Source organism: Curtobacterium sp. MCBD17_035, from assembly GCF_003234815.2.
Taxonomy (GTDB): Bacteria; Actinomycetota; Actinomycetes; order Actinomycetales; family Microbacteriaceae; genus Curtobacterium.
This window is the reverse complement of sequence record NZ_CP126279.1, coordinates 3087987-3101058: the sequence shown is the minus strand read 5'-3', so window position 1 is coordinate 3101058 and position 13072 is coordinate 3087987. Positions and strand designations below refer to the sequence as shown.

Here is a 13072-nt window from a genome sequence, read left to right as displayed (position 1 = left end):
GGGGCTGACGTTCCTCCTCGTATTCGGGCCGGCGAAACTGAGGCGACGACGTTAGGCCAGAGTCCCAAGATGCAGCAGTCCCCGTTCGATCGCGGGATCAACCCGGACCTACACAGCCGAGGCCCCGGATCCGTCCGCACCCGGGGCCTCGTACTGTGCTCGGTCAGATCGTGGGCGAGTCCTCGTCCGGGTCCTCACCCTCGGCCTGCGAGGGCGCGTCCATGCCACCGTGCGTGGTGGCGTCCGCCTCGTCCTCGCCGCCGGCTTCCGATGTCGTGCGGGCCATGTCGGCCTCCTTCCGTGTGACGGGACGTGTGCCCGTCGAGGGTCACTGCGACGCGGCCGTGGGGGCCGCGTCACCATCCCGATCATGGCCCGGAGTGGTGTCGGTGCCCCGCAGTCTCGGCTCGTGCTCAGGGAGGCCAGGAACCGAGGGGGTCTGACCAGCGGCGACTGGCGAGCCCGGCCACCCGACCGCGCGGCTCGGGACCGCGGGTGCGCGGAGCATCGTGAACCCGCGCCGGAACCACCGGTACCAGGGGAGTCCGGCGCGGCCGTGTGACCCGAGCGTATGGAGCGCCTTGCGCGTGCGGACCACCAGCCCGCGGCGGTCCCGCAGCGGGTCGCTCGAGATCTCGGCGCGCAACCCCGGATCGACGACGACGCGCCATGCCGGGTCGAGGTGGAGGCTCAGGTCGACGTCGTCGTGGAGCGCCGGGTCACGACGCTCCACGCGTGCGGACACGCGGGTCCAGGCCGCGCGCGTGAACGCGGTGTTCGAGCCGAAGACCGGCGGTCGTGCGAGCGCGAGCCACATGAGCACGAAGTACGCCCGCATGTACGCGAGCTGCCAGAACGCGCGCGGGATCGGGCCGAGGTCCCGGAACCGCCCTGGTCCGGTCACCGCGACCACGCGCGGGTCCTCGAAGGCCCGGAGCGCACGGTCGACCCAGTCGGACGGCAGCACCGAGTCCGCGTCGACGCGGGCGATCACGTCGCCGGAGGCCGCGTCGTACCCGCGTGCCGCGGCCGCCGCGATCCCCCGGACCGGCTCGTGGAGCACGGTGGCACCGGCCGCGAGGGCGACGGCGACGCTGTCGTCGGTGCTGCCGTTGTCGACGACGATGACCTCGTCGACGGGCACGGTCTGCACCGCGACGGACGCGAGGCACCGTCGGAGCACGGAGGCGTCTTCGAGGACGGGGACCACCATCGACACGTGAGGTCGACGGTGGTCCCCGTCACGGCGGCGGCGTCGGCCGCCGGAGCGCGTCACTCCTTGTTTCGCCGGTCCTGCGACAGGGCGGCCTTCTGCTCGACCTTGTTCGGGGTCGGGGTGGTGCCGTAGTAGCGGGCGTCGACCAGCGTGGGCGGGGGCATCGGCACCGAGGTGGTGGGCCCGTCGTGGTAGGTGTACTCGCCCTTGCCGTCGAACGAGGGGCCGCTCGCCCAGCGTCCCTCGGCCGCGGCAGCGCCGTCGGAGAAGTTGAGGTACTGGTAGTTGACCTCCTGGTCCTCCTTCTTCTGCGCGAAGTTGCTCGGGACCGGGAAGTCCTCGTAGCCCTCTTCGCGGAGTTCGGCGGCGGCGGTCGCCCACATGTTCTGGTGCATGGTGTCGCGCGCGATGAGGAACGACAGCAGGTCGCGGATCCCGTGGTCGTCCGTCATGTGGTAGAGCCGGGCGGCCTGGATGCGTCCCTGCATCTCCGCGTTCTCGTTCGCCGTGAAGTCGGCGAGGAGGTTGCCACTCGCCGTGATGTACGAGCCCTGCCACGGGTTCCCGTTGCTGTCGACGGGGCGCGCGCCGGCACCGGCGACGATCGCGTGCTGGACGTCCATGCCTCCGATGACGGCGGCGACGGTCGGGTCGTCCTGCACGGCCTCCTTGGTGATGCCGAGCGGGGCCTTCTCGAGCAGCTGGGCGATCATCGTCGCGAGCATCTCGACGTGACCGAGCTCCTCGGCGCCGATCCCGAAGACGAGGTCCCGGTACTTGCCGGGGATGTGCATGTTCCAGGCCTGGAACTGGTACTGCAGCGCGACCGAGATCTCGCCGTACTGGCCACCGAGGACCTCCTGCAGCTTGCGTGCGTAGACGGCGTCGGGCTTGCTCGGCGTGGACTTGAACTGCAATTCCTGCTTGTGGAAGTACATCCTGTGTCTCTCCTTCAGCTCGCGTCGGTGCCGGGCGGGTCCCGGCGCTCACGACGCGTGGTCTGGACCGTAGGCCGCGTTCCCTCGCCACCCATGCAGGTTGTCCCCCTCGGACGGGAGGTGCGGTGCGGCCCCGCCCCGGCCCTCCCGTCCGGATTTCCGGGAGTCAGCGAGGCCCACCTGGGCGTCCGGGGGACGAACGGTGCGTGCTCCGGCCGCCCCCAGGTCGTCTGGAACACCCAGAACGGGGGACAACCTCCCTGGTCCGCCCCTGGGAGTCCGAACGCTCCCAGGCGAGAACGCGCACGGTGGGTGACACGCCAGACCGGGATGACGCCTGTCCTCCCGGACCCGCGAACAGGGAAGGAACGTCATGAGCACATACCCACCGGAGAACGACATCCCGAACGACACCCCGATCTACGACCGGGCCGTGCCGACCGGGTCGCTCGCCGACGACGACCTCATCGACGACGAGCTCGTCGTCGATGACACGACGGACACCACCTACTCCGGCGTCCACGTCCCGTCCTACGGAACGGACAGCGCGAGCGACTCCGGCGGCTCCGGCAAGGCCGACGCCGCCAAGGGCGCAGCCCAGAACGTCGCCGGTGACGCCAAGCAGTCGGCCGCGCAGGTCGCGGGCGTCGCCAAGGAGCAGGCGTCCCGAGTCGCCTCGGAGGCCACGGACCACGCCAAGGAACTCCTCGGCCAGGCGACGTCGAGCCTCAAGGACCAGGCGGGCCAGCAGCAGCAGCGCGCCGCCGGCGGACTCCGCACGATCAGCGACCAGCTCTCGTCGATGGCCGAGAACGCCGACGACGGCATCGCGGGCAAGGTCGTCCGCGACCTCTCGAACCGCGCCGGCAGCGTCGCGGGCTACCTCGAAGGCCGTGACCCGGGCTCGCTGATCGACGAGGTCCGCTCCTTCGCGGCCCGTCGTCCGGGCACCTTCATCGCCATCGCCGCCGGAGCGGGCATCCTCGCCGGTCGCCTCACCAAGGCGCTGACGACGGAGATCAAGCACGAGAAGGAAGCCGAGGCCTTCGGTGGCGCCACCGGCGGCGACTCGTCCTCGTACGACGCCACGTCGACGAGCACCTACTCGACCGCGACCGACACGGACTACGGCACGACCGGCGCTGCGTACGGCACGACGGACCCGGTCGAGACCGAGTACGATCGCGGCACGGGTGCCGGGTACGGCACCGGAGGCGTGGCATGAGCCAGACCACCCCGGGCGGCGTGCCGGGCGGTGTGCCCGGAGCGGGCTACACCGCCGGCGCCACCGCCGCATCACGACCGAACGAAGCCGCCGAGGAGCGCGCCGCCTCGACGCCGCTCGGCGAGCTGCTGACGGACGTCTCGAAGGACCTGTCGAACCTGTTCCGCCAGGAGGTCGCGCTCGCCAAGGCCGAGCTGACCGAGTCGGCGAAGAAGGCCGGCAAGGGCGCCGGGATGTTCGGTGGAGCCGGTCTGACCGCGCTCTTCGCCCTCCTCTTCATCTCCATCGCCGCGTGGTGGGCCCTCGGGTTCCTCGTGAACAACGCCTGGTCGGCGCTCATCATCGCGGTGATCTACGGCATCATCGCCGCGATCCTCGCGATGCAGGGCCGCAAGTCGATGAAGGAGATCCAGGGCGCCCCGCAGACGGTCGAGACCGCCAAGGAGATCCCCGACACCCTCAAGCCGCACACCAACGGGAGGAACGCATGAGCACCCCAGACGAGATCCGCGCCGAGATCGAGCGCACCCGTGGCAACCTCGGGTCGGACGTCGATGCACTCGCCGACAAGGTGAGCCCGTCGTCCATCGCCCACCGCCAGACCGAGAAGGTGCGCGAGCGCATCGGCTCCGTCCGCGACAGCGTGATGGGCACGGTCGACGCCGCCAAGAGCAAGGTCCAGTCCGGCACGAGCAGCGCCTCGGGCTCCGTCTCGGGCGCCTCCGACTCCGCCAAGGGCGCTGCCCGTTCGGCCGTCGGCAAGGCCAAGGGCAACCCGCTCGCCGTCGGCCTCATCGCCTTCGGCGCGGGCTGGCTCGCCTCGTCCCTCATCCCGGCCTCCTCGAAGGAAGAGGACCTCGCCGGCCAGCTGAAGGACCAGGCCGCACCGCTCGTGGACAAGGCCAAGGGCGTGGGGCAGGACATCGCCTCCGACCTCAAGGACACCGCGCAGGAGCACGTGCAGGACCTCAAGGGCACGGCGCAGGACGCCGCGTCGACGGTCAAGGACGAGGCGCAGTCCTCGGCCTCGGACGTCAAGGACAGCGCCCAGAGCGCCAAGGACGACGTGCAGAACGCGTAGTCGTCCCGACGCTCCACCCCCACGGACCGGCCCGGGTGCCGTGGTCAGACCGGATGGTCTCGACCACGGCCCCGGGCCGGTCCGTTCGTGTGTCCGGGACGGGCTCGACCTCGACGAGCCCCGCGGCGGCGAGTTCCCCGAGGAACGCCGCCACCTGCCCCGCCACCGTCTCCGGGTCGACGTCCGGGTACCACCGCGCCACCCGGGTGGCCACGTCCTCGACGGTCGTGCCCTCGTCCAGCTCGGACCAGACGACCGCAGCAGTGCCGGCGAGCACGTGCAGGTCGCACCGCGCGGGATCGGTGACCACCACCCGCTCGGCGTCGCCGACCGCCGCGACCCGCGCCCGTCGGCGGACCCAGCGACGGGGCGGCCCTGCCGTCCGTTCGTCGTCGTCCATGCGGACCTCCTCCTCGGCTGCGCATGCTAGCGCCGACCTCCCGGTCAGCCGTGGGCGCGCTCCGGGGGGTGAGTCCGCGCGCCGGACCCTCATCACGGCCGCTCCGGTGAGCGGACGACGGCACCCGGGCCGCGGGACGTGAACTGACGGGTGACCCGGTGCCGGGCCTCCCGGACGCCCATCGCGCACGCCCCTGATCGAGCCGCGTCGTGACCGTACGGTCACCGCGACCGACCCGATCGAGGAGGGGATCGTCGCGATGACCACACCGCCGTCCACATGCACACGGCCGTCGCCGTGGGAGCGTGCCGTGCCGCCCGAGCCGAGCGACGGGCGGACGCGTGTCGTCGTGGTGTGCGCGGCGAACCTCGCGCGCTCACCACTCGTCGAGCGTCTGCTGCAGGCCGGGCTCGACGCCCGGGCCCCCGGGCGCTTCGCGGTCTCGAGCTGCGGGGTGCGGGTGCTCGAGCGCGGCGCGATGGTGCCGGGTGTCCGTCGCATGTTGCGCGACCGGGGGCTGGACGCGTCCGGCCATCGGGCGTCACCGCTCCAGGCGACCCGGCTCCGGGGTGCGACACTCGTGCTCACGGCCGAGGAGGCCCACTCCGTCGCCGTGCTCGAGCGCGTGCCGGCGCTGCTCAACCGGACGTTCACCGTGCTCGAGTTCGCGGCGATCGCGCGTCACCACCGCGCACGGGGGCTCGACCCGGCGGGGCTCCTCCAGCGAGCGGGCTCCCTGCGGGCCGCGGTGACGGCGGAGGGCGGCGATCGCGATCTCATCGACCCGGTCGGTCCGGACCCAGCGCGTCTCGGGGCGCTCGAGGCACAACTCGGTGACGCCGTCACGGTGATCGCGGACGCACTGGCGGCGACCCGTGGCTGAGCGGCGGCGGGTCCTGCGCCGGGTGTCGTTCGCGGTCGTGATCCTCGTCGTGCTGCCGCTCGTCGCGGCGGCCGCGGTCGTGCTGCTGGTGCAGACCGGGTACCGGTCCGACGTCCGGACCCTCGACTCCGACCCGTTCCCGAGAGGGGAGCGTCCGGCGGCGTCCCGGGCCTCCGAGAACGTGCTGCTCATCGGCTCGGACACCCGCGGACGCCTCGGCGACATCGCGGGCGGCGGTCCGACCGGGCAGCGCTCGGACACGCTCATGCTCGTCCACCTCCCGGCCGACGGCGACGACGTCCAGGTCATGTCGATCATGCGCGACCTCTGGGTGCCGATCCCCGGGCACGGCGAGGGCAAGGTGAACGCCGCGTTCTCCCTCGGCGGGGTCCCGCTGACGATCCGCACCGTGGAGGCGCTCCTCGACGTCCGCATCGACCACGTCGCGGTCGTCGACTTCGCCGGGTTCGCGGCCATGTCGTCGACGCTCGGTGGTGTCGACGTCGTGTCACCCAAGGCCTTCACGAGCCGCAACATGCCGGGCTACCGGTTCACCGCCGGCGTCAACCACGTGGCCGGGCAGCGTGCGCTCGCCTTCGTGCGCGAACGGTACGCGTTCCCCGACGCGGACCACCAGCGCGTCCGGAACCAGCAGTCGTTCCTCCGCGGTGTCCTCGACCGCCTGGCCGACCGGGACGGCCTGCACGACCTCGGCCGGGTGCGGGCGTTCCTCGGTGCGACGGGACGGTCCGTGACGGTGGACCGCGGCCTCACGTTCACCCGCGCAGCGCGCATCGGCTGGCGACTCCGATCGGTCCGACCGGACGACGTGGCCTTCTTCACGCTGCCGACGCTCGGCAGCGGGACGAGCGCGGACGGTCAGTCGATCGTGCTGCAGGACCGGACCGCGGTCGCCGAGATCGGCAGCGCCCTGCGGCATGACACCCTCGGCGACTGGGTCGACCACCACCACACCGAGGAGCGGTGACGTGGCGCACACGATCGCGACGGCCGCGGTCGGCGGACACCGGGAGGCGCGGCCCGGCACCGCGACACCGCTCCCGACCCGGACGATGGCCGCCACCGAGGCCGTGAGTCTGCTCGCCGCGACCCTCGGATCGCAGTTCCTCCGGTTCGGGTTCGACGGGAACGGCGTGCAGATCGGGTTCGTCGGGCTCGACTACACCGAGTTCTCGGTGCTCCTGTCGGGGCTGTGGTTCGTCCTCCTCCTCGTCGTCCGGGCCGGGCGGTCCCCCGAGGACCGCTTCGTGTCGTCACCCGGCGCGTTCCGCGACCTCACCCGCACCACGGTCGTCGTCGTGCTCGTGCTCGCCGTGTCCTCCGCGATCACGCAGACGGAGATCTCGCGGGGGTACCTGCTCGTGGCCGTCCCGCTCGGCCTCGTCGCGCTCGTCGCCGACCGGGTGGCCTGGCGCGCGTGGGTCCGTCGTGTGCGCGAGCGCGGCCGGATGTGCCGCTCGACGCTCGTCATCGGTCCGTCCGACTCGGTGGCGGCCGTCCGTGACCTGGTCGACCGCGACCCGGGTGCCGGGCTCCGCGTCGTCCGGACGTTGGTCACCGACGGCCCCGTCGGGGCGAGTGCGCGCCGCGCCGGACCCGAGGCGCTGCACGCGCGCGTCGAGCAGCTCGTCGACGAGCTCGGCCCGGACGCGGTGCTCGTCGTCGGCGGGCACGGCGACGAGTTCGCGCGCGAGCTCTCCTGGGCCCTCGAGGCCGACGGCGTCCAGCTGCTCGTGGCGCCGCAGGTCGGACCGGTCGCGACGCAGCGCCTCCAGACGGTCACGCTCGCCGGGCACGCCCTGATCGCCGTCGAACCGCCCCCGCGGTCCGGCCTCCCGCACGTGGCGAAGCGGGCGTTCGACGTCGTGGCGAGTGCCCTGGGGCTGGTCCTCGCTGCGCCCTTCATCGTGCTCGTCGCCCTCGCGGTACGACTCGACAGTCCGGGGCCCGCGTTCTTCACCCAGCAGCGCGTCGGCCAGGGCGGACGGCTGTTCACGATCGTCAAGTTCCGGACGATGGTGCCGGGCGCGGACCGACTGCAGGGCGACCTCCGCGCCGAGAACGAACACGGCTCCGGACCGCTGTTCAAGATGCGGGACGACCCGCGCGTGACCCGGCTCGGCCGCCTCCTCCGGCGCTGGTCGGTGGACGAGGTCCCACAGCTCGTCAACGTCCTGCTCGGTCACATGAGCCTCGTGGGGCCGCGGCCACCACTGCCGTCCGAGGTGGCGACGTACGGGGACCGGGCACGACGACGCCTCCTGACGAAGCCGGGGCTGACGGGCCCGTGGCAGGTCGGGGGTCGCTCGGACCTCCCGTGGGAGGACGGCCTCCACCTCGACCTCCTGTACGTCGAGAACTGGTCCCTCATGGGCGACCTGGTCGTCCTGGCCCGGACGGTCGGTGCCGTCCTCCGCGCACGGGGAGCCTACTGATGGCGTCGGGACGCACACCGCTCCTCCGGGTCGCGCCCGACGCCGTCCTGCTCGCCGACGAGCCGCTGTTCCGGGGGGACGTGCGCGACCTCCTCGACGAGGTCGACCGGCGGCGGGGTACCGGTCGGACGCTCGTGACGACACCGAACGTCGACCAGGTGCTCGTGCTGCGGAACGACGAGGCGGCGCGCCGTGCGCACGCGCGGGCGGACCTCCGGACGGTCGACGGCCTCCCGATCGTCGCGTTGGCGCGACTGCTCGGCGACCACACCGTGCGCCGGGTCACCGGGGCGGACCTCCTCGTCGCGTGCAGCGCGGCCTCCGCCGAGCGGGGGTGGCGGATCGTCGTCACCGGTGGAGCACCGGGCACGGCCGTCCGCGCGGCGGAGCGACTCCGGACGCAGCACCCCGGCGCGGACGTCCAGGACGTGCCGTTCCCGGACCTCGTGGGCGGCGAGGACGGCGGCACGGTCGTCGAGCGGCTCCGGGCGATCCGCCCCGACGTCGTCTTCCTCTGCCTCGGGTCGCCGAAGCAGGAGGCGTGGTTCCTGCGGTGGGAGGACGCACTGCCCGACGCGGTCTACGTCGGCGCCGGCGCGGCGGTCGACTTCGCCGCCGGCGCCCGGCGCCGTGCACCCGTGCTCGTCCAACGCCTCGGTCTGGAGTGGTCGTGGCGGCTGCTGCAGGAACCGCGCCGCCTCGCTCACCGCTACCTGGTCCGGGGCCCGGCGTTCCTGCTCGTGGTCGCGCGGTCGCTCCTGGCCGCACGCGGGCGTCGACCGGACCGGGCATGAGCGCTCGGCCCACGGATGCCGTGCCCGACGTGACCGTCGTCGCCGCGCTGTTCCGGCCCGGTCGGTTGCTCGACGGGTTCCTGGGCCGGGCCGCGGCCCTCCTCACCGCGGGCGTCGAGCTCGTCCTGGTCGACGACGGGTCCGGTGACGGCACCGCCGAGCGCCTCCGTCGGTGGGCGGTCGACCGCCCCGACGTGCAGGTGCTCGAGAACGCGACGAACTCCGGGGTGGCCGCGAGCCGCAACCGCGCGGTCCGGCTCGCCCGCGGTACGTGGGTGTGGTTCGTCGACCACGACGACCGGTGGGAGCCCGGAGCAGCGACGCGGCTCCTCGACGCGGCGACCGACGACGTCGACGTCGTCGTGTGTCGGGCCGACTTCCGCACCGACCCGCTCCGCCCCGGCCGGATCGTCGACGGTGTCCCCGTGCCGCGCGTCGCGACCGGTCCCGAGGCGCTCGTCATGCTGCTCGAGGGCACCATCGACGGCTTCCTGTGGTCGAAGCTCGTCCGCCGCTCGGTCCTCGGGGACGCCCCCTTCCCGCACCTGCCGTCGCAGAGCGACGTCGCGGGTCTCGCCCCGGTGCTCGCCGCCGCGCGACGGGTCCGGTTCGTCCCGGACGTGCTCTACCACTGGGTCCACCGTCCCGGCTCGGTCTCGCGGTCCAGGACCCCCGCGCTCGACGCCCTGGAGGCCGCCCACGCCGCCGTCGTCGCGGCCGCGGACTCCGTGGCGCCGGTCGACGCACCGGCGCTCGCCGACCCGGCACGCCGCGAGGAGCTCCTGACCTGGTTCACGTGCTGGTTCCGGTGCCGCGCGCTCGTCGTCACGCCGGGGCGCCAGCACGCGCCCTGGTCGGTCCGGCGCGCCGGGGTGCGTCGCGCCCGACGAGCCCTGCACGGTCGTCGGCTCGGTGGCGTCCGTCTGCGGTCGACCTCGGTGTGGCTCCTCATGTGGGCGGTCCGCGTCGCACCGCTCCTGGTGGTCGGCGTGCTGCCCCTGCTCTTCGCGGTGCACGACGCCCGGGTGGCCGGACGGTCCGGCGGGTGAGGCCGTGTCCGTGGCGGGTGAGGCCGTGGGGGATCCCACCGCCCGGCGATCGCCGGGAACGTGCGTGCGCCCGGGCGGGCCACGCACGCCGGGACGGAGACTGCCCTGATCCCGCCCCGACCACGACCCGGAGGACCACGCATGGCTCCCGACGCACGTCCCGACGCACGTCCCGACGAGCGGACCTCCCGGACCCTGGCCGACTACGTGCGCATGTTCCGGACGTACTGGTTCGGTGCGGTGCTCATCGTCCTGGCCTGCGTCGCCGCGGCCGGTGCGTGGACGCTCACGCAACCGCGGGTGTACACGTCCGAGGCCTCCGGTTTCGTGCGGGTCGCGGGCAACGGCGACGCCAACCTCGACTACGCCGCCGACCAGTTGTCGAAGTCCCAGGCCGAGACGTACGTCGAGCTCGGTGGTTCGCTGGCGGTCGCGAAACGGGTGGTCCGGGCGACCGGCACCAGTGCATCTCCGCAGGAGCTGCTCGGCCGCGTGCAGACCCGCCTGCCGGAGGGCACGGCGATCATCGACGTCACCGCGAGCGGCGCGACCCCGCGCGAGTCCGCCGACCTCGCCGACGCGTGGATCGCGGGCATGGGGCGGCAGATCGCCGCGATCCAGTCGTCGGGGGAGGCACTCGCCTCGGCGACGACGAAGCTCGTCCCGTTGGCCTCCGCCACCGTCCCGACGTCGCCGACGTCGCCGGACGTGCGCGCGGCGGTGACGCTCGGGGTGCTCGTCGGCCTGCTCCTGGCGTCGGTGTACGTCCTCGTGCGGCAGGCCCTCGACCGGCGCATCCGCTCGGCCGCCGCGATCGAGGCCGCGTTCGGTGTCCCCGTGCTCGGGACCATCCCGCTCAATCCAGCCCTGACCGACCACCGGCAACTCGTCGACGCCCTGCCGAACCGCACGCCCGAGGAGCGACGGGTCAACTTCGCGACGTCCGAGGCCCTCCGCGAGCTGCGCACGAACCTGTCCTACGTCCACGTCGACGAGCGCCCGAAGGTCCTCGTCGTCACGAGTCCGCTCCCGGGCGACGGCAAGTCGACGATCGCGGCGAACCTCGCCCGGTCCCTCGCCGTGACGTCCACCGGGCGGGTCGTGCTCATCGACTGCGATCTCCGGCGACCCGTGCTGTCGGCGGTCTTCGGCGTGGCCCGGGGCGCGGGCCTCACCGACGTGCTGTCCGGACGCGCGGACCTCGCCGACGTCATGCAACAGACCGACGACGTCGGCAACCTGTGGATCGTCGGGTCCGGCCGCGTTCCACCGAACCCGAGCGAGCTGCTCGGGTCGCGGATGTTCCGGGACATCCTCGCCTCGCTCGGGGAACACGCGACGGTGGTCCTCGACGCGCCGCCGATCCTCGCCGTCACCGACGCCGTCGTGCTCGCGGCCGGTGCGGACGGCCTCGTGGTGACGGTCTCGGCGCAGGGCACCACGATCGACCAGCTCGGACGGGCGCTGCAGCTCGTGGCCCGGGGTGGGGGGACCGTGCTGGGTGCGGTGCTCAACCGGGTCCCGACGCGCGGGCAGGACGCGCGCGACTACGGCTACTACGGCGGCGCGTACTACGCGGGGGACGACGACGGGTCGGAGCCCGCTCCCGGCACGGACGGCGGCGCGGAACACGGCACGGACGGCGACGCGGAAGCGCGCGCAGCCCGCGGGGCCCGCGCCTCCGGCGGGTCCCGGCTCACGCCCTCCCTGCCCGACCGGGACGTCTCGGTCCCACGCTCGCCCGTGGTGTCCCCGTACGATCCGTCCCTCGAGCTCCCCTCGCGGCGGAGCCGGCGGCGGGCGGCCGCGGTCGGCGGGACCGACGACACCCGGCCGTGACGGCCGCAGCACGGCTGGACGCGCGTGCCACCGTCGAGCTGGCGCACGCCGTCGTGGCGGACGCCGCGGCCGTCGCCGGTGTCCCGTTCCTGGTCCTCAAGGGTCTCGGCGCTCAGCACCACGGCCTCCAGGACCGACACCGGGTCCCGGCGGACGTCGACGTCCTCGTGCCACCGCGCGGCGTTCCGGTGATGACCGCCGAGCTCGAGCGCCGTGGGTGGCGCCGACGGCCCGCGGACGCCGACGACGTGACGTTCAGCCGCCACTCCGTCACCCTGTTCCGCAGCGGGTGGAGCTGCGACCTGGACGTGCACGACCGGTTCCCGGGCTTCGGGACGGACACCGACGCGGTGTTCGCCCGGCTCTGGAGGACCCGGTGCACGCTCGTCGTCGCCGGGGCGTCCGTCCCGGTCCCGGACCTGCCCGAGGCGGTCCTCGTGCAGGCGCTGCACTGCCTCCGGAGCATCACCGTCCCCCGTCACGCGGAGGAGTACGCGCACCTCGTCGAGCGGACGGCCGGCGACGGGAACCCGGCCCTGCTCGCGCCGACCGTCCTCGACGCGGCCCGCGCGCTCGGCGCGGTGCCCGCGGCGCGGCCGTTCCTCACCGACGCGTTCGGCATCGAGCTCGACGACTGGGGTGTGCCCGACCTGCGGTGGCGCCTGCTGACGGCCGCGTCGTCACCCCACGCGCGGCGGCTGCTCGCGGTCGTCGAGGCGCCGTGGCGCGAGCGACTCCGCGTGGTCCGGGTCGCCCTGCTCCCACCACGGGAGACGCTGGAGAAACGGGGACTCGGAGGGCTCGACCGCTTCGGCCTGCTCGCGGCCTACGCCCGCCGACTGTGGCGTGGCGTGCGGTTCCTGCCGTCCGCGGCCCGGGAGGCCCGACGCGCGCGGGACCGCGGCTGACGGTCCGGCGCCGGCCTGCTCGGGCACCGTCTCCAGGCCGCCTCCGCCCGGCCCGTCGGCACGGTCGAGGCGGGGCAACGCGAACGTGAACGTCAGGAGGATCCCGGCCTGCAACCACACGAGGAGGTCGAACGAGAACCCCATCCCGAACCAGAGCAGGACGAGGGCCCGGCCCTGCGCGTCCGCCCGGACGGCCACGACGACGACCACGGCGAGGAACACGGCCAGGCCGACGACGCCGGTGGTGCCGAGCAGGTACACCGGGAGGTCGTCCACCACCTGC

General features: G+C 73.6%; 14 protein-coding genes. 10 read left to right on the top strand and 4 right to left on the bottom strand.

Features of this window, described 5'->3' with window-relative positions; translation table 11 throughout:
- Positions 1-163: 163 nt before the first annotated feature.
- From DEI93_RS14620 to DEI93_RS14610, 3 genes are read right to left on the bottom strand one after another with little or no spacing between them, the layout of a single operon-like run.
- The gene (locus DEI93_RS14620) at positions 164-286 is read right to left on the bottom strand and encodes a hypothetical protein (RefSeq protein WP_258372265.1); all 123 of its coding nucleotides are present in this window, start codon (positions 284-286) and stop codon (positions 164-166) included.
- A gap of 42 nt (positions 287-328) precedes the next feature.
- The gene (locus DEI93_RS14615; RefSeq protein WP_258372270.1) at positions 329-1213 is read right to left on the bottom strand and encodes a glycosyltransferase family 2 protein; all 885 of its coding nucleotides are present in this window, start codon (positions 1211-1213) and stop codon (positions 329-331) included.
- Positions 1214-1272: 59 nt separating this feature from the next.
- Entirely contained in the window at positions 1273-2154 is an 882-nt protein-coding gene (locus DEI93_RS14610) for a manganese catalase (RefSeq protein WP_111010678.1), read from the bottom strand.
- 373 nt (positions 2155-2527) lie between these two features.
- On the opposite strand from DEI93_RS14610, the gene DEI93_RS14605 reads away from it, so the two are divergent.
- The 3 genes from DEI93_RS14605 to DEI93_RS14595 are packed head-to-tail and all read left to right on the top strand — an operon-like array spanning position 2528 to position 4460.
- Entirely contained in the window at positions 2528-3379 is an 852-nt protein-coding gene (locus DEI93_RS14605; RefSeq protein ID WP_111071844.1) for a hypothetical protein, read from the top strand.
- Positions 3376-3870: a phage holin family protein gene (locus DEI93_RS14600; protein WP_111025763.1), complete on the top strand. Its 495-nt coding sequence runs from the start codon at positions 3376-3378 to the stop codon at positions 3868-3870. The genes DEI93_RS14605 and DEI93_RS14600 overlap by 4 nt, the downstream gene beginning before the upstream one ends.
- Positions 3867-4460, top strand: a complete 594-nt coding sequence (locus tag DEI93_RS14595) for a DUF3618 domain-containing protein (RefSeq protein ID WP_111010681.1) — start codon at positions 3867-3869, stop codon at positions 4458-4460. The genes DEI93_RS14600 and DEI93_RS14595 overlap by 4 nt, the downstream gene beginning before the upstream one ends.
- On the opposite strand, the gene DEI93_RS14590 is transcribed toward DEI93_RS14595, so the two are convergent.
- The gene (locus DEI93_RS14590) at positions 4414-4860 is read right to left on the bottom strand and encodes a PqqD family protein (RefSeq protein WP_111010682.1); all 447 of its coding nucleotides are present in this window, start codon (positions 4858-4860) and stop codon (positions 4414-4416) included. The two genes, DEI93_RS14595 and DEI93_RS14590, sit on opposite strands and share 47 nt — an antisense overlap.
- 259 nt (positions 4861-5119) lie before the next feature.
- Between DEI93_RS14590 and DEI93_RS14585 the strand changes: the two genes are divergently transcribed.
- From DEI93_RS14585 to DEI93_RS14555, 7 genes are all read left to right on the top strand, one after another.
- The gene (locus DEI93_RS14585; RefSeq protein WP_111119993.1) at positions 5120-5743 is read left to right on the top strand and encodes an arsenate reductase/protein-tyrosine-phosphatase family protein; all 624 of its coding nucleotides are present in this window, start codon (positions 5120-5122) and stop codon (positions 5741-5743) included.
- Entirely contained in the window at positions 5736-6731 is a 996-nt protein-coding gene (locus DEI93_RS14580; RefSeq protein WP_111119992.1) for an LCP family protein, read from the top strand. Before DEI93_RS14585 ends, DEI93_RS14580 begins: the two co-directional genes overlap by 8 nt.
- 1 nt (position 6732) lies before the next feature.
- Positions 6733-8199, top strand: coding sequence for a sugar transferase (locus DEI93_RS14575; protein ID WP_181436065.1), 1467 nt, complete (start codon positions 6733-6735; stop codon positions 8197-8199).
- A complete protein-coding gene (locus DEI93_RS14570) occupies positions 8199-8993 on the top strand; it encodes a WecB/TagA/CpsF family glycosyltransferase (RefSeq protein WP_111010685.1) in 795 nt (264 codons plus the stop codon). The genes DEI93_RS14575 and DEI93_RS14570 overlap by 1 nt, the downstream gene beginning before the upstream one ends.
- The gene (locus tag DEI93_RS14565; protein WP_111119991.1) at positions 8990-10042 is read left to right on the top strand and encodes a glycosyltransferase family 2 protein; all 1053 of its coding nucleotides are present in this window, start codon (positions 8990-8992) and stop codon (positions 10040-10042) included. Before DEI93_RS14570 ends, DEI93_RS14565 begins: the two co-directional genes overlap by 4 nt.
- Positions 10043-10183: 141 nt before the next feature.
- Positions 10184-11881: a tyrosine-protein kinase domain-containing protein gene (locus DEI93_RS14560; RefSeq protein WP_111119990.1), complete on the top strand. Its 1698-nt coding sequence runs from the start codon at positions 10184-10186 to the stop codon at positions 11879-11881.
- Complete coding sequence (locus tag DEI93_RS14555) at positions 11878-12789, top strand: nucleotidyltransferase family protein (protein WP_111119989.1); 912 nt, start codon at positions 11878-11880, stop codon at positions 12787-12789. Before DEI93_RS14560 ends, DEI93_RS14555 begins: the two co-directional genes overlap by 4 nt.
- Positions 12790-13072 lie beyond the last annotated feature (283 nt).

Excerpts from the sequence above, each read along its gene's own strand:
- DEI93_RS14620 (WP_258372265.1), bottom strand. The coding sequence starts at position 286 with ATGGCCCGCACGACATCGGAAGCCGGCGGCGAGGACGAGGCGGACGCC.
- DEI93_RS14615 (WP_258372270.1), bottom strand. The coding sequence starts at position 1,213 with ATGGTGGTCCCCGTCCTCGAAGACGCCTCCGTGCTCCGACGGTGCCTC.
- DEI93_RS14610 (WP_111010678.1), bottom strand. The coding sequence starts at position 2,154 with ATGTACTTCCACAAGCAGGAATTGCAGTTCAAGTCCACGCCGAGCAAG.
- DEI93_RS14605 (WP_111071844.1), top strand. The coding sequence starts at position 2,528 with ATGAGCACATACCCACCGGAGAACGACATCCCGAACGACACCCCGATC.
- DEI93_RS14600 (WP_111025763.1), top strand. The coding sequence starts at position 3,376 with ATGAGCCAGACCACCCCGGGCGGCGTGCCGGGCGGTGTGCCCGGAGCG.
- DEI93_RS14595 (WP_111010681.1), top strand. The coding sequence starts at position 3,867 with ATGAGCACCCCAGACGAGATCCGCGCCGAGATCGAGCGCACCCGTGGC.
- DEI93_RS14590 (WP_111010682.1), bottom strand. The coding sequence starts at position 4,860 with ATGGACGACGACGAACGGACGGCAGGGCCGCCCCGTCGCTGGGTCCGC.
- DEI93_RS14585 (WP_111119993.1), top strand. The coding sequence starts at position 5,120 with ATGACCACACCGCCGTCCACATGCACACGGCCGTCGCCGTGGGAGCGT.
- DEI93_RS14570 (WP_111010685.1), top strand. The coding sequence starts at position 8,199 with ATGGCGTCGGGACGCACACCGCTCCTCCGGGTCGCGCCCGACGCCGTC.
- DEI93_RS14565 (WP_111119991.1), top strand. The coding sequence starts at position 8,990 with ATGAGCGCTCGGCCCACGGATGCCGTGCCCGACGTGACCGTCGTCGCC.
- DEI93_RS14560 (WP_111119990.1), top strand. The coding sequence starts at position 10,184 with ATGGCTCCCGACGCACGTCCCGACGCACGTCCCGACGAGCGGACCTCC.